The following is a 15,357-nucleotide window of genomic DNA, read 5'->3' on the forward strand; positions in this document are numbered from 1 at the left end:
GTCGGCCACGCGTCAGGGCAGCGGCGCGCCCGCCGTCAGCAACAGCACGGTCCCCACTGCGACGACGACCGCGATCATCACGACGATCGCGGCCGTGCCACGGGGCTCTTCGGGGTCCCCGAAGAACGGCTCTTCCTTGTTCCACTTCCACAGCCGGCGCACCCCTACATGAAACCGGGTGACCGGTATGTCCGCAATGTGACACCCCGCGCCCCGGCTCGGTCAGGGCGACAAGCGGCGCCGCTCGGGCGAGATCAGTTCTTCGCCGCCTCGACCACCCGCTCCGCCACCTCACGCGACGACGCCGGGTTCTGCCCGGTGTAGAGGCGGCGGTCGACCACGACGTGCGGTTGCCACGCCGGTCCCGCGGAGAACTGGGCGCCGCTCTCACGGAGGCGATCCTCGAGCAGCCACGGCGCCTTCTCGGCCAGACCGGCCTGCGTCTCCTCCTCGTTCGTGAAGCCGGTCATCCGGTACCCGTCGAAGAGCCAGCCGCCGTCCGCGCGTCGTGCCGGCAGCAGTGCGGCGGGGGCGTGGCATACGACGGAGACGAGCTTGTCGGCGTCCAGGAAGTTCCCGAGCAGCCGGCCGAACGGTTCGGACACGGCAAGATCCTCCATCGGGCCGTGCCCACCCGGGACGAACACGAGGTCGTAGTCCTCGGCGCGCACGTCCTCGAGCACGGTGGGGGAGTCGAGGACCGGCTTCAGGTCGGCGAGGGTCTGCCGCAGTTCGTCGCTGCGCTCCTCGCCTCCGGCGGCGTCGGGCGCGAGACTGGCTTCGTCCACGACGGGGGTGCGGCCACCCGGTGTGGCGAACGTGATGTCGAATCCGGCGTCGGTGAACACCCGGTACGGCTCGATCAGCTCCTCGGCCCAGAACCCCGTGGGGTGTCGCGTCCCGTCGGCCAGCGTCCAGTGATCGGCTCCGGTGACGACGAACAGCACCTTGGTCATGATGGAAGTCCTTCCGGTCGGGAAAGGGTCGTGGGCGACCCTCGGACTGCGTTCCCGTTCCCGGCCGATTCCAATCGTCGACCGAACGGCGTCCGGAATGACGAACGCCCCGGCGCGGGGCCGGGGCGTTCGCGTGGCCGGGTCTTCCCCACCGGCCGCCGTCCACTGTACGCCTTCCGGACGGCGGCCCTGTCGCACGGGCCTCGAGGGCAGGGAGACTGCCGGGATCGTCTGGCGGGCTTGTCATCCCGCAATCCGGGCCGGCAGTGACGCGGGTCAGGCCCGGGCGGAGAAGATGCCGTGGTAGTCGTACGGACCGCTCGGCGGCTGCGAGGTCGCGACGGGCTCGGTGTTCCCCTCGTCGCCGGGAGTGGTGGGCTCGACGAAGAGCGGCGTCTGGAACTCGGTTTCGTTGTGCATGATGTCCTTTCGGGCCGGCGAGCCGGGTCGGGGCGGCGGAGCCGCAGCTGTGGTACCCCGACGCTGCCGCCGCTACACCCGTACCCGGTATGCGGGTAGGACGGTCACGGGACAGGGCTCGGTTGGTGGTGCTCGACCGAAATCACGCTGTACTCGCCCGATCGGAAGCGATCGACCGAGACGTGTCGTCGATGCAGTCACCCTACACGGCGGGAGGTGGCCGATGCGTTACGCGCATGGAACCTGTGCGTGACGTGTCGCGGGGTGCGGCGCGGCGAGGTGAGGCAAAGTCTTGTTCGTCCTGTTCGGTGGCGTCTACGGTGAGTGCGGACCGCGTGTACGACACTGCGAATCGGAGGCCGATATGAAGGCCGGCAAGATCGTCATGTTCGTTGTAGGCGTCCTGCTGTCGATGCTCGGCCTGGCGTTGCTCGTCGCCGCCGGAGTGCTCGGCTGGGGATACTTCGCCCAGCGCGACGACGGCTGGTTCACCGCTCCCACCGAGCGGTACCGCACCGACTCGAGTGCGCTCGTCTCCGAGCGCATCGACCTGGTCTTCGACGACGCGCCGACAGGTTTCGGCGCCGAGGACCTCGGCCGGCTCAGATTGCGTGCGGCGTCGGAGGATCCCGGCCGGCCGGTGTTCGTCGGCATCGGCCCGCAGGCGGAGGTCGACGCCTTCCTGTCCGGCGTCGCGCACGCCGAGCTCACCGACGTCCGGTTCGAGCCGTTCCGCGCCGAGTATCGCGAGATCCCAGGCGACGACCCCGCCCGCGTGCCCGGTGACGAGGACTTCTGGGCCGCGTCGGCCTCCGGCCCGGGCACCCAGGAGCTGCGCTGGGAATTCCAGGAAGGGGTGTGGTCGATCGTCGTGATGAACGCCGACGCCACCCCGGGCGTGGCGGTGGACCTGCAGGCGGGCGCCCAGTTCCCGTTCCTGGGACCGCTCGCGCTGTGGCTGCTGATCAGCGGGCTCGTGCTACTGGTGATCGGGGTGCCGCTGCTCGTCCTCGGAGCGGTGGGACTCGGCCGGCACGGCCCGCCCGCGGCGCACGCTCCGCCTCCCGCAGCCGTCGCCCCGGGATCCTATCCGGTGATGCTGCGCGGCGATCCGGACGCGCCGTCGCGCGGGCTGTGGCTCGTGAAGTGGCTCTTGGCGATCCCGCACTACATCGTGCTCTTCTTCCTCGCGATCGCGCATTTCGTCACGACGATCGTCGCGGGCTTCGCGATCCTGTTCACCGGCCGCTACCCACGGCCGCTGTTCGACTTCAACGTCGGCGTGATGCGGTGGTGGTGGCGCGTCGGGTTCTACACCTACGCGGCCCTGGGCACCGACCGGTATCCGCCCTTCACGCTGCACCGCACGGACTATCCCGCCGATTTCGACGTCCCCTACCCGGAACGCCTCTCCCGGGGACTGGTGCTGGTCAAGTGGTGGCTGCTCGCCGTCCCGCACTATCTGATCCTCGCCGTGCTCGTCGGGGGTGGGGCCACAGCGGCGTCGGGGAACGGCGACGACTGGGACGACGCGGTGTGGACCTACTCGTGGTCGCTGCTCGGCATTCTCGTGCTCGTCGCGGCGATCGCCCTGCTGTTCACCGCCCGTTACCCGAGCGGGTTGTTCGATCTCGTCGTGGGCATCAACCGCTGGCGGTTCCGCGTGTGGGCCTACGCGGCCCTGCTGCGCGACGAGTACCCGCCGTTCCGGCTCGACCAGGGTCCCCGGGAACTGCACGAGTACGCGGCACCGGAGGGGCCGCACGACGACCTCCCGCCCGAACACGGCCCCACCCGAACGCAGATCCCGCTCTCGAAGGAGCAGTACGGCGACCCGGCCTCCGGGGAGCAGACCCGCCCGGGGGAGGGACGCTGACGGTCCCCGGACATGAGCCGTGGCCTCGTCGACAGGGTCGACGAGGCCACGTGCATGCGTGCCGCGGCACTACTTCTTGAACGAGTCCTTGACCTTGCCGGCGGCGTCGGAAATCTTGTCGCCGGCCTGCTTGAGGCTGCTCGACGCCTGGTCGCCCCGGCCCTCCGCCTCGAGGTCACGGTCACCGGTCGCGCGGCCCGCTCCCTCCTTGGCCTGACCGGACACGTCCTCCGCCTTGTGCTTGGCCTTGTCGATGAAATCAGCCATGTCTCCTCCTTCGTCCGTGGTCGCTTCCCCTGCCGGTTACCCCACAGCGCGTCGGCTCAATCCCCGCGCCGCGGGGACGGCTCAATCCCCGCGCCGCGGGGACGGCTCAATCCCCCGCGCCGCGGGTTTGGCCGCCGCGTCACCGGGGAAAGCCCCGGGCATGGCTACTTACCGAGTGATCGACCCCAAGGGCGAAGTGGTGGCGACCAAGGACATCGAGAGCGCGGACGACGCGCACGCCTGGTTCGTGGACTCCAAGGCCGACAACAGCGAGCTGGGCTGGCGTATGGAGGTCAGGGTCGAGGGCGACCACGACTGGCGGTTCTTCGACGACACCGAAGGAACCTCGTAGCACGGCCGGACGCGGGCCGCGCCGGTCACAACCAGTTGCGTTGCTTGAACACGATGTAGAGCATCCCCGCCGACCCGGCGATGATCGCGGTGCTCGACAACACCCCGCTCCACTGCCCGAAGCCGGGGTACGGCACGTTCTGGCCGTACCAGCCCGTCACCGCGGTGGGCACGGCGATGATCGCGGCCCACCCCGTGAGCTTCCTCATCACCATGTTCAGCCGCGCGTCCTGCAGCGACAGGTTGGTTTCGAAAACCGTGGTGACCATGTCGCGCAGCGACTCGGTCCACTCCGTCGCGCGGATCACGTGGTCGTACAGGTCGGTGTACCAGCCGTCGAGCTCGACGGAGTTTCCCCGCTCGGCCCGGTGCCGCATCACCGCGGCCACCACCTCCCGCATCGGCAGCACGACCCGGCGCAGCTGGACGAGTTCCTTGCGTACCCGGTAGGTGTGACGCTGGAGCGCGCGAATGTGCGCGCGCTCGTCGAACAACCCGTCCTCCAGTTCCTCGATCGCGTCGTCGAGCCCCTGAATGGTCTCGAACTGGCCGTCGACGACGACGTCGAGCAGCCCGTGCAGCAACGCGGCGGTGCCGTGCCGGAGCAGATCGGAGTTGTCGTCCCAGCGCCGCATCACCTCGCCGACGTCCAATCCGGTGCCCCGGTGCACCGTGACCAGGCCGCGCGGGACCACGAACACCGAGACCCGCGTGATCCTGAGCCGTGACCCGTGCGCATCGGCCGGCTCGCTCTCGTTCGCCAGCGACGTGGCGTAGATCGTCATGAAGGTGTGGGTGGCGTAGCGGGTGACCTTCGTGCGTTCCGCGTGCGCCACGACGTCCTCGACGGCATGCGGATCGAAATCCAGCTCGTCCGCGACGTCGGACAGCTCGCGGTGCGTCGGATCGTGCAGGTCCACCCACACCAGGGCCCCCTCGTCCTGAAGGTGCTCGGAGACCTCGGCCAGCGGATAGTTCTCGGCGACGAGCCGTCCGTCGCGCCAGAGCCGGGTGCGGACGTGGTCGGGAACAGCAGCGGTCACGTTCGCAGTCTGCCCTACCCGTCCGCCGACGCGTGCCCCGACGGCCGGTGCTCAGAGCGCGGTGCTCGTGCCGCCCGACTCCGTCAGCCGCAGCATCTCGTCGAGGAAGGCCTCGTCCACCGCCGGCCAGTCCGGGGGCCACAGCAGAGTCTGCAGCCGGTCGCGGAGCAGCGGGAGGACCTGCACCACATGGGCTCCACCGTCGACGAGATAGCGGAGCATGCCCAGCCGCCCGCACGTGGCCACCGCGGGGGCCAGCACCTGCTGGGCCTCCTCGAGACGTCCCGCCGCGTGCAGGCACGCCACGAGCAGCCGCGCCGCCTGCAGTTCGGCGCGGTACCGGCCGCGGCCGGACACCCGGCGATGCCACAGCCGGGCCCAGTCGCAGGCCCGGGCCACGTCCTCGGCCCGGCCCGTGCCGTAGAGGAGACGGATGGCGGTGGCGTCCTCCACCTGCGCGGTGATCTCCGCGATGCCGTCCGGATCCGGGGCGTCGGAATCCGGCATCTCCCGCGGGGCGGGCCGCGGAACCGGCAGGCCGAGCCGCACGCGTTCGTTGATCACCCGGGCACGCAGCCGCGGCAGCCGGTAGTCGTCGGCGGCCCGCGCTCCCTCGTCGAGCAGTGCCGCCGCCGCGGCGCGGTCGCCGCGCAGCGCCTTGAGCCGCGCGGCCGTGACGAACCGGGCGATCATGAAGTCCGGTACGCCGCCCTCGGTTCCGAGCTCGTGACTCTCGTCGAGCAGAGCCTCGGCCTCGGCGATCCGGCCCTGCTCGTAGAGCAGCTCCCCGAGCATGGCGGCGGCCAGGCGCGCGGCATGGGTGTGGACGCCGCCCCCCTTGCGGGCGGCCCGCAACCCCGCGCGGAAGTGCCTTTCGGCCGTGGCGACGTCGAGCTGCTCGTTGGCCGCGATGCCGAGCAGGCACAGCCCGTACACGAGGCTGAAGGGGCCGTTGGTGGCCCGGTGGTACGGCTCGGCCCACCGCTGCCGCCGCCGCGCCGCCTCGAAGTCGAACCGGTAGACGTCCACGAAGGTCGCCACGTTCGCCGCGACGGACACCACCCAGGGGCGGAAGGTGTCCGGGTCGTCCAGGCACGGCGCGACCTTGTCCGCGACGCCGGCGGTGTGGTCGGTGGAGGCGGCGACGACACCGTCGACGACGTCGGCCTCGACCTGCAGGACCGCGATATCCTCCTCGGGCGCGTTGCAGCAGCTCAGGCATCCCCGGGCCGCGGCGAGGGCGACGCGGGTCTGGTCGGCCCGTTGCAGCAACGCGTTCGCCCACGCGACGGTCATCTGCAGCTGCGGATGCGCCGCCACCCCACGTGGCGGCAGTTTCGCGACCAGCGCCAGCAGTGTCGTCATGTGGGAGTGCTCGACCAGGAGCATCCCGTCGGCGGCGACCATCTCGACCGCGAGTTCCGGCTCGTCGGCGCTGAGCGCATGGTCCACGGCCTCGCGCAGCATGTGCTGGCGCGCAAACCATTCCGCGGCGGCGTGGTGCAGCGCGCCCACGCGTTCGGGGTGATCGCGTTCGAGCCGGCGGCGCAGGAAGTCCGCGAACAGCCGGTGGTAGCGGAACCAGCGGCCCTCGTCGTCGACCCGGCGCAGGAACAGGTCCCGCTCCTCGATCTGCTCGAGCATCGCCTGCCCGTGCGGGTCGCCGGTGAGCGCGGTGGCGAGGCTGCCGGTGATCTCCTCGGTGATCGACGTCGCGAGCAGGAACTCGTACACCTCCGGCTCGAGGGTGTCGAGCACGTTGTCCGCGAGGAACTCGCCGATGGCGTGGTGCCGGCCGGAGAGGTTCTCGATCAGCCCGGTCGGATCCTCACTGTCGCGCAGCGACAACGACACCAGTTGCAGCGCGGCGACCCAGCCGTCGGTGACGTCGGTCAGGTCGCGGACGTCCTCGGGCTCGAGGTCCAGGCCGCTCACGTCGCGCAGAAAGGCATCGGATTCCTCGGCGTCGAAACGCAGGGCGTCCGAGTCGATCTCGATGAGCTCGTCGAGGACCCGCATCCGGCTGAGCGGTAAGCCGGCCTGGCTCCGGCTGGTCACCACGATCTGCAGGTGATGGCACCCGCGGTCGAGGAGGAAGTCCAGTGCGGCGACGGTCCCCGGGGCGGTGACGAGGTGCCAGTCCTCGATCACCAGGGCCATCGGCGCCTCCTCCCGGTGGATCTCGTCGATCAGGGTGGACAGCACGTACCGCTCGGCGTCGTCGCCGTGGGCCTCGAGCACCTGCCGCAGCTGACGGGCGAACTGCGGACGCACCTGCCGGAACGCCTCGATCAGATGGGTGAGGAACCACACCACGTTGTTGTCGTCCCGATCGACCGCGAGCCACGCCACCGCAACACCCTCGGCGGTGAGTACCTCCCGCCACTGGGCGGCCAGCGTCGACTTCCCGAACCCGGTCGGGGCGTGGATCGCGACGAGGCGGCGGCGCCGGCCGAGGCGCAGCCGGTCGATGAGCCGGGTGCGCTTCACCAGCGGCCGGGTGGGTGCCTGCGGCCGGAACCGGGTCGCCGGCACCGGCGGCGTGGTGATCGCGGTGGGCGTGGGGTGCGGTCCGGTGGTGTGCGTGGTCCCCGCGACCGGCAGCGGCCCGAGACTGTCCGGACCCACGGGCAGCGCCATCTCGTCCACGTCGCAGCCGCCGCGCTCCTGCGCCTGCTGCAGCAGCTCCCCGAACTCCGCGGCGGACTGCGGACGGGCATCCGGCTCGGTGGCCATGCCGCGCTCGAGGGCCGAGCACACGTCGTCCGGGACGCCGGTGCTACGCAGATCCGGGACCGGTTCGGTCGTGATCCGCAGGAACTGTGTGACGACCTGTTCGCCGCGGCGCCGCTCGAACGCCGCGTGCCCGGTCAGCGCACAGAACAGGGTGGCGGCCAGGCCGTAGACGTCGGCGGCCGGGGTGGGCGGCGTGCCGGCCAGGATCTCCGGCGCGGTGAACGCCGGGGAGCCGGTGATCGCGCCCGACGAGGTGTGGAAGCCGTCGCCGATGCGCGCGATGCCGAAGTCGGTCAGCTGCGGTTCGCCGTACTCGGTGAGCAGGATATTCGCGGGCTTGACGTCGCGGTGCAGCACGTCGGCCCGGTGTGCCGTCTCGAGCGCCCCGGACAGCTTGACGCCGATGCGCAGCACGTCCGGCCACGGCAGCGGTCCGTAGCGGCGGATGCGGGCCTCGAGCGAGTCGTGCGGGTGGTAGTGCATCACCAGGTAGGGCCGGCCGCTGCCGGTCGTGCCGACCTGCAGCACGGTGACGATGTGCGGGTGCCCGGAGAGCCGGCCCATCGCGCGCTGCTCGCGGAGGAACCGTTCGAGGTTGTCGGCGTCGAGCGTCGCGGTGAGCACCTTCACCGCGACGGTGCGGTCGAGTGCCGTCTCCCGGCACCGGTACACCACCCCGAAACCGCCGCGGCCGATCTCCACGGCGTCCGCGAACCCCGCGAGGCGCAGATCTTCGACGGTCTCGTCCTCCGCCGCGCCGGCGTGGGAGACCGGGGCTCGCCGGGTGGCGAGTGGATCGTTCTCTGCCATCGGGGCACTCACCTCACGTGGATTCCTCCAGGATAGTCCCGGGTGTGGCGGGCACGACACGGATCGATCGCCGGTTCTCCATTACCGTTGTCCGGCCGGGCCTCCCGGCAACGACGGCCGGAAACTCCGGGAAACGACACTGCGATCGGAATTGGGAAACGATGAAGAAGACTCTCGCGGCGCTGTTCGGTACGGGTGCGGTGCTGCTCGCGGCGGCCTGCGGATCGTCCGGCGACTCCGGCTCCGCAGGCGAGGGGACCACCGAGTCCACCACCGCCGCGCCGAGCACGAGCCAGGTCACCGGAAGCACCGGCATCGAGCTGGGCCAGAGCTACGACCAGATCTGCAGCGCCCTGGTGCCGTACTTCGACCAGCTCGAATCCTGGGGGCAGGACCGCACCCAGGCCGCGACCTCCGTCGCCGACGCGCAGAAGTCGCTGCCGGGTTGGGCGGAGCTGAGCGAGGAACAGCAGGCCGAAACGCTGCGCGCCGTCGAGAACGCCGGCAAGGGGCAGTGCTGACCGGCGACTCTGCTGCCGGCGACGAGTTGTTCGGCCGGTTGCGGCGCCTCCCGGACGTGGAGGCGCCCAACCTGGTCGCCGTCGACGCCGCCGACAGGTTGATCCTCGACGAAGCCGACGCCGCGCTCGCCGCGGCGCCGGCCGGGACCGTCGCGGTGATCGACGACCACTACGGCGCCCTCACCCTCGGCGTCGCCGTGCGGTACTCCGCGTCGGGGATCCGGGTGCACCAGGACTCGGTGGTGGGGGAGCGGGCCCTGGCCGCGAACGCCGCGCGCGAGGGCCTGTCCGACCGTTTCACCGTGCACGGTCTCGGGGCCGATCTGCTCACCGGGGCCCGGGTGGTGCTGCTGCAGCTGCCGCGGTCGCTCGCCGCGCTCACCGAGATCGCCGAGACCGTCGCCCGGCACGCCGACCCCGGCGTGACGGTGTTCGCCGGTGGCCGCGACAAGCACATCACGCCCGCGATGAACGAGGTGCTGGCCCGGAGCTTCACCGAGGTCCGGGCCTCCCGGGGCCGGCAGAAGTCACGGGTGCTCACCGCCCGCGGCCCGATCGCCGCCGAGCCGACCTACCCGGTGACCGAGACGGTGACCGACGTCGGGCTCACCGTCGTCGCGCACGGGGCCGCGTTCGCCGGTTCCCGCCTGGACATCGGCACCCGATTCCTGCTGGACTTCCTGCCCCGGCTGCCACGCGACGCGAGGACCGCCGTCGACCTCGGCTGCGGCACCGGCATCCTCGCCGTCGCGGCGGCCCGGCGGTTCCCCGGGCTGCGGGTGATCGCCACCGATCAGTCGGCCGCGGCGGTCGCGTCGGCCGCCGCCACCGCCGCCGCGAACCACGTCGCGGACCGGGTCGAGGTCCTGCGCGACGACGTGGCCGGGTCGCTGCCGGACGCCTCCGTCGACGTGGTGCTGTGCAATCCGCCGTTCCACGTCGGCGCCGCCGTGCACACGGGCGCGGCCGTGAAGATGTTCGACGCGGCCGCCCGGCTGTTGCGCCCGGGCGGTGAACTGTGGACCGTCTACAACACCCACCTGAACTATCGTGGGATGCTGCAGCGGACGGTCGGCCGCACAGAAGTTGCAGGACGCAACCGTAAGTTCACCGTGACCCGCTCCGTGCGCACCCGGTAGAGTCCGGTTTGTCCGTGCTCGGCTCCGGTCCGGGGAACTCCCGGCGTCCGCGGATCGTTGAACGGACAGAACCGACCACGAGAAGGGATGTGCACGGTGCGCACCACCAGTAACCCGGTGTTCCGCAACCTGCCCAAGCAAGAGGGCGGCGGATACGCCACGTTCGGCTCTGCGACGGCGGGCGCCGCGCAGGTCACCCAGCAATTCGGCCAGCCGCAGTACGCGCAGGCGGACCCCTGGGCCCGGCCCACCACCGAGCGGTCGATGACGATCGACGACGTCGTCACCAAGACCGGCATCACGCTCGGCGTGCTGGCGATCTCGGCGCTGATCTCCTACGTCCTCGTCAACGGCAACGTGAACCTGGCCGCGCCGTTCGTCATCGGCGGTGGTCTCATCGGCCTGGTCCTGGTCCTCGTGGCTACCTTCGGCCGCAAGATGGACAACCCGGCCATCGTCCTGGCCTATGCCGTCGCCGAGGGCTTCTTCCTGGGTGCGCTGTCGTTCATGTTCACCGACATCACCTTCGGTGGCGCCGGCGGCGGAACCCTGATCGTCCAGGCGGTGCTCGGCACGTTCGGCGTGTTCTTCGGCATGCTCGTCGTCTACCGCACCGGGGCGATCCGCGTGACCCCGCGCCTGACGCGCATGATCGTCGGCGCGCTGATCGGTGTCCTCGTCCTGGCGCTGGGCAACCTGGTGGCGAGCTTCTTCGTCGACGGCGGCCTGGGCCTGCGCGACGGCGGCACCCTGGCGATCGTCTTCAGCCTCGTCTGCATCGGCATCGCCGCGTTCAGCTTCCTGCTGGACTTCGACGCCGCCGATCAGCTCATCCGCGCCCAGGCGCCGGAGAAGGCCGCGTGGGGCGTCGCCTTCGGTCTGACCGTCACCCTGGTCTGGCTGTACGTCGAGATCCTGCGCCTGCTGTCGTACTTCCAGAACGACTAGCCGATCTCTCCGGCCACCGTGCCGACCGCGGGCCTCGGGAACAGCCGTTCCCGGGGCCCGCGGCGTGTCCGGGGCAGCCACAGCCGGGCAGCCGCCGACGTCAGCGGCGGCTCCGGCACCGGACCGCCCGCCCAGTGACCCAGCGCGGCGGCCAGCACCGGCAGCAGGTGACGGGCCGCCAGCTCGTATCCCGCGGCCGAGGGATGGAACCCGTCCGCGGAGAACAGGCGGTCCGGCGCGGAGAGGAACTCGGGCGTCAACAGGTCGGCCAGCGGCACCGGATGCCCACCGGCCGCGCGCGTCGCCGCGGCCTGCGCGCGGGCCAGTTGCCGCCCCCACGTCCGCACGACCGTGCGCAGCGGCTGGGGGATCGCGCCGACCACCCCGAGGTCGGGGCACGTGCCGACGACCACGACGGCGCCGCCGGCGCGCAGCCGGTGCACCGCCGAGCCCAGCCGCTGCGCCGAACGATGCAGCGACTGCTTCGCGGTCACGTCGTTGGCACCGACCAGGATGACGGCCGCGTCCGGCGGCGGTCCCGCCACGTACATCGCGTCGACCTGCCCCGCCAGGCCCCGCGAGGTGGCCCCCGCGATCGCCTTCGTGCTGAGCCGGACCCGGCGACGGGACTCGTCGGCCAGGGCGCGGGCCAGCAGCACCCCGGGCACCTCGGCGGCGCTCGCGCAGCCCAGGCCGGCCGCCGTCGAATCCCCGAAGATCATCAGGTGCAGGTCGAACGGCACGTCGCGGCGCCACGGCACCGGGGACTGCGCTCCGGGCAGGTACACCCCGTCCGCCTCGGGCGGCTTCGCCCAGGTGCGGCCGATGACGCCTCTCGCTTCCGTCGCCTGGCGCATCAGGTACGTGTACGTCAGCCACGAGGCGCCGCCGGCGCCGGAGCCGGCGGCGACGGCCGTCGCGCCGGCCAGCGCCGCGGCACGCCACGAAGTTCGGGGCACGGTGGATCACCTTTCCGAGAGGACGGCCACACCCTGAAGTTGCCGTGTCCAGTGTGCGTCGTATGCGTCGCTCGAGCAGCCGGAACGGCGTTGTGCAGAGGCATCTGAGACCATGGAGGAATGCGCATAGCGGATTCCGTCGTCGGTCTCATCGGAAACACGCCGCTGGTCAAGCTCAACTCGGTGACGAAGCCGGGTTCGGGGCTGGTCGCGGCGAAGGTCGAATACTTCAACCCCGGTGGCAGTTCCAAGGACCGCATCGCGGTCAAGATGGTCGACGCCGCCGAAGCCTCGGGTGCGCTGAAACCGGGCGGCACCATCGTCGAGCCGACCTCCGGCAACACCGGCATCGGTCTCGCGCTCGTCGCGCAACAGCGCGGCTACAAGTGCGTGTTCGTGTGTCCCGACAAGGTCAGCGAGGACAAGCGCAACGTGCTCCGCGCGTACGGCGCCGAGGTCGTGGTGTGCCCGACCGCGGTGCCCCCGGAGCATCCCGACAGCTACTACAGCGTCTCCGACCGGCTCGCCCGGGAACTGCCCGGCGGCTGGAAGCCCGACCAGTACTCCAACCCGGCCGGGCCGGAGAGCCACTACGAGACCACCGGCCCGGAGATCTGGCGCGATACCGACGGCAAGGTGACCCACTTCGTCGCCGGCGTCGGCACCGGCGGCACCATCACCGGCACCGGCCGCTACCTCAAGGAGGTTTCCGGCGGCAAGGTCAAGGTGATCGGCGCCGACCCGGAGGGCTCCGTCTACTCCGGCGGCACCGGTCGCCCGTACCTCGTCGAGGGTGTGGGCGAGGACTTCTGGCCCAGCGCCTACGACCCCTCGATCCCCGACGAGATCATCGCCGTCTCCGACGCGGACTCGTTCGACATGACCCGGCGTCTCGCCCGCGAGGAGGGCCTGCTCGTCGGCGGGTCGTGCGGCATGGCCGTCGTCGCCGCCCTGAGGGTCGCCGAGCGCGAGGGACCGGACGCGCTCGTCGTGGTACTGCTTCCCGACGGTGGGCGCGGCTACATGTCGAAGATCTTCAACGACAAGTGGATGGCCTCGTACGGTTTCCTGCGGGCCCCGCTCGACGGCAAGCCGGACGATTCGACCGTCGGCGACGTGCTGCGCAGCAAGTCGGGGGAGCTGCCCGCCCTCGTGCACACGCACCCGTCGGAGACGGTCCGCGACGCCGTCGAGATCCTGCGCGAGTACGGGGTCTCGCAGATGCCGGTCGTGGGTGCCGAGCCGCCCGTCACCGCCGGTGAGGTCGCGGGCAGCGTCAGCGAGCGCGAGCTCCTCAGCGCCGTCTTCGAGGGCCGCGCGAGGCTGGCCGACCCCGTCGCGAAGCACATGAGCCCGTCGCTGCCGCTGATCGGTGTCGGCGAGTCGATCGCCGCCGCTACGAAGGCGTTCGGCGACACCGATGCGCTGCTGGTCATCGACGACGGCAAGCCCGTCGGCGTGATCACCCGTCACGACCTGCTCGGGTTCATCAGCGCGGGCTCGTAGCGGCCGCGCCGGTGGCCCGGGGTGTGTTCCCCGGGCCACCGGCGTGTGCCCCCGACTAGGCTGAGCCGCATGAGTGAGCAGCGCAGCCACGGCTTTTCCACCCGAGCGATCCACGCCGGATACGATCCCGACCCGGCGACCGGCGCCGTCAACGTCCCCATCTATGCGAGTTCGACGTTCGCGCAGGACGGGGTCGGCGGGATGCGCGGCGGATTCGAGTACGCCCGCACCGGAAACCCCACCCGCAAGCCGCTCGAGGCGAACCTCGCGGCCATCGAGGCGGGCACCTTCGGCCGGGCCTTCAGCTCCGGCATGGCCGCCACCGACTGCCTGCTGCGTTCGGTGCTGCGGCCCGGCGATCACCTCGTCATCCCCAACGACGCCTACGGCGGCACCTTCCGGCTGATCGACAAGGTGTTCACGCAGTGGGGCATCGAGTACACGCCCGCGCCCATCTCGGACGTCGACGCCGTGCGCGAGGCGATGCGCCCCACCACCAAGCTGGTGTGGGTCGAGACCCCGACGAACCCCCTGCTCAACATCGGCGACATCGCGGCCCTCGCCGACGTCGCGCACACCGGTGGGGCGAAGATCGTGGTCGACAACACGTTCGCGTCGCCGTACCTGCAGCAGCCGCTGGCCCTGGGGGCCGACGTCGCACTGCACTCGACCACCAAGTACCTCGGTGGCCACTCCGACGTGGTCGGCGGCGCGCTGGTCACGAACGACGAGGAACTCGACACCAGGTTCGCGTTCCTGCAGAACGGTGCGGGCGCCGTCCCGGGCCCGTTCGACGCGTACCTGACGATGCGCGGCATCAAGACGCTGGCACTGCGGATGGAACGGCACAGCGACAACGCAGAGAAGATCGTCGAGCTGCTCGACGGGCATCCCGCCGTCGCCCAGGTGATCTACCCCGGCCACGAGGCGCACCCCGACCACGCCGTCGCCTCGAAGCAGATGCGCCGGTTCGGCGGCATGGTCTCGCTGCGCCTGGCCGGCGGCAAGCAGGCCGCCCTCGACTTCTGCGCACGAACCGAGATCTTCACCCTCGCCGAGTCCCTCGGTGGTGTCGAGTCGCTGATCGAGCACCCGGGCGCGATGACGCACGCCTCGACCGCCGGGTCGCTGCTCGAGGTCCCGGAAGACCTGGTGCGCCTGTCCGTCGGCATCGAGGATGCCGCCGACCTCGTCGCGGACATCGAGCAGGCACTGGAGGCGTAAACCCGGATGTGACTGCGCCGAGGGGGCGGATGTGGGCGCCCTTTCTCGCATGTGGCCGCAGGAACCGCCCTCTCGACCCCCGAACCTCCCGGTCGACCGCGCGGTGATCGAGCGCCGCGTTCCCTGTTGATGTAACTTCGAGTTCGCTGTGTGGCGCGTCACAACAGCCAAATTGGAACAGGTTCTTACATATATATGATATCCAAGTAACGAAACCGCACCGGTGACAGAGATCACAAGTACGGTGAAGGCGGTCGTCTGAGGGATGGGGAGTTCGCGTATGTCAGTTGACCCGTCGGCGGTGATTGTGGCGGTGGCCACGGCGGCGAGTGCCCTGGTACAGGGAGCGGACATCCCGGATCAGATCAAGGAACAGGTGACGCAGGCGGTCGAGTCGTTCCAGGCATCGGCCGAAGCCTCCGCCGCGACCACGGACCGGCAGGTCGCCGATCTGGTGGCGGGGTTGCCCGAGCCGATGCGTCCGGCGGCGGAGCAGGCCGTGGCGGACGCGACGTCGGCGGCGAAGGACGCGCTGATGCCGCACCTGCCGGCGGAGGCGGCCGCGGTGCTCGAACCGCCGCCGGCGCCGGTGGAGAACCCG

14 protein-coding genes and 1 pseudogene are annotated in these 15,357 nt (G+C 71.0%); 8 read left to right on the forward strand and 7 right to left on the reverse strand.

What is annotated here, in order from left to right; translation table 11 throughout:
- Window positions 1-12: 12 nt before the first annotated feature.
- The 3 genes from G6039_RS01615 to G6039_RS01625 form a co-directional block, all read right to left on the reverse strand.
- Window positions 13-162 carry a hypothetical protein gene (locus G6039_RS01615; RefSeq protein ID WP_006935782.1) on the reverse strand — a complete coding sequence of 50 codons (150 nt, stop codon included), beginning with the start codon at window positions 160-162 and terminating at the stop codon, window positions 13-15.
- Window positions 163-254: 92 nt separating this feature from the next.
- Window positions 255-956, reverse strand: a complete 702-nt coding sequence (locus tag G6039_RS01620; protein ID WP_006935783.1) for a type 1 glutamine amidotransferase domain-containing protein — start codon at window positions 954-956, stop codon at window positions 255-257.
- A 276-nt stretch (window positions 957-1,232) separates the two neighbouring features.
- On the reverse strand, window positions 1,233-1,376 hold the full coding sequence (locus G6039_RS01625) for a hypothetical protein (RefSeq protein WP_006935784.1): 144 nt from the start codon (window positions 1,374-1,376) through the stop codon (window positions 1,233-1,235).
- 364 nt (window positions 1,377-1,740) lie between these two features.
- Between G6039_RS01625 and G6039_RS01630 the strand changes: the two genes are divergently transcribed.
- Window positions 1,741-3,252 (forward strand): DUF4389 domain-containing protein, encoded by a 1,512-nt coding sequence (locus G6039_RS01630; protein ID WP_006935785.1) that lies wholly within the window; start codon window positions 1,741-1,743, stop codon window positions 3,250-3,252.
- 69 nt (window positions 3,253-3,321) lie between these two features.
- Here G6039_RS01630 and G6039_RS01635 read toward each other — a convergent pair whose 3' ends face one another.
- Window positions 3,322-3,519, reverse strand: a complete 198-nt coding sequence (locus G6039_RS01635; protein WP_006935789.1) for a CsbD family protein — start codon at window positions 3,517-3,519, stop codon at window positions 3,322-3,324.
- Window positions 3,520-3,679: 160 nt separating this feature from the next.
- Here G6039_RS01635 and G6039_RS01640 point away from each other — a divergent pair, with 160 nt between their 5' ends.
- Complete coding sequence (locus G6039_RS01640; protein ID WP_029542193.1) at window positions 3,680-3,871, forward strand: hypothetical protein; 192 nt, start codon at window positions 3,680-3,682, stop codon at window positions 3,869-3,871.
- A 25-nt stretch (window positions 3,872-3,896) separates the two neighbouring features.
- Here the strand turns inward: G6039_RS01640 and G6039_RS01645 are convergent, their stop codons facing one another.
- Together G6039_RS01645 and G6039_RS01650 are read right to left on the reverse strand one after the other, a co-directional pair.
- Window positions 3,897-4,913 carry a magnesium transporter CorA family protein gene (locus G6039_RS01645; RefSeq protein ID WP_029542196.1) on the reverse strand — a complete coding sequence of 339 codons (1,017 nt, stop codon included), beginning with the start codon at window positions 4,911-4,913 and terminating at the stop codon, window positions 3,897-3,899.
- Window positions 4,914-4,964: 51 nt separating this feature from the next.
- The gene (locus tag G6039_RS01650) at window positions 4,965-8,459 is read right to left on the reverse strand and encodes a serine/threonine-protein kinase (protein ID WP_029542198.1); all 3,495 of its coding nucleotides are present in this window, start codon (window positions 8,457-8,459) and stop codon (window positions 4,965-4,967) included.
- A gap of 161 nt (window positions 8,460-8,620) precedes the next feature.
- Here G6039_RS01650 and G6039_RS01655 point away from each other — a divergent pair, with 161 nt between their 5' ends.
- The 3 genes from G6039_RS01655 (at window position 8,621) to G6039_RS01665 (ending at window position 11,067) form a co-directional block, all read left to right on the forward strand.
- Entirely contained in the window at window positions 8,621-8,980 is a 360-nt protein-coding gene (locus tag G6039_RS01655; protein WP_006935793.1) for a hypothetical protein, read from the forward strand.
- On the forward strand, window positions 8,974-10,119 hold the full coding sequence (locus tag G6039_RS01660) for a class I SAM-dependent methyltransferase (RefSeq protein ID WP_006935794.1): 1,146 nt from the start codon (window positions 8,974-8,976) through the stop codon (window positions 10,117-10,119). The genes G6039_RS01655 and G6039_RS01660 overlap by 7 nt, the downstream gene beginning before the upstream one ends.
- 96 nt (window positions 10,120-10,215) lie before the next feature.
- Window positions 10,216-11,067, forward strand: a complete 852-nt coding sequence (locus G6039_RS01665; protein WP_029542200.1) for a Bax inhibitor-1/YccA family protein — start codon at window positions 10,216-10,218, stop codon at window positions 11,065-11,067.
- Here G6039_RS01665 and G6039_RS01670 read toward each other — a convergent pair.
- Window positions 11,064-12,026, reverse strand: a complete 963-nt coding sequence (locus G6039_RS01670) for an SGNH/GDSL hydrolase family protein (RefSeq protein WP_043800405.1) — start codon at window positions 12,024-12,026, stop codon at window positions 11,064-11,066. The two genes, G6039_RS01665 and G6039_RS01670, sit on opposite strands and share 4 nt — an antisense overlap.
- A 120-nt stretch (window positions 12,027-12,146) precedes the next feature.
- Between G6039_RS01670 and G6039_RS01675 the strand changes: the two genes are divergently transcribed.
- From G6039_RS01675 to G6039_RS01685, 3 genes and pseudogenes are all read left to right on the forward strand, one after another.
- Complete coding sequence (locus tag G6039_RS01675; RefSeq protein ID WP_006939058.1) at window positions 12,147-13,532, forward strand: cystathionine beta-synthase; 1,386 nt, start codon at window positions 12,147-12,149, stop codon at window positions 13,530-13,532.
- Between the two features lie 69 nt (window positions 13,533-13,601).
- Window positions 13,602-14,756 (forward strand): cystathionine gamma-synthase, encoded by a 1,155-nt coding sequence (locus G6039_RS01680; RefSeq protein ID WP_006939059.1) that lies wholly within the window; start codon window positions 13,602-13,604, stop codon window positions 14,754-14,756.
- 280 nt (window positions 14,757-15,036) lie between these two features.
- Window positions 15,037-15,357 (forward strand): annotated as a pseudogene (locus G6039_RS01685) (lytic transglycosylase); the annotation flags it as partial.

It is taken from the genome of Rhodococcus aetherivorans (assembly GCF_011058165.1).
Taxonomy (GTDB): Bacteria; Actinomycetota; Actinomycetes; order Mycobacteriales; family Mycobacteriaceae; genus Rhodococcus; species Rhodococcus aetherivorans.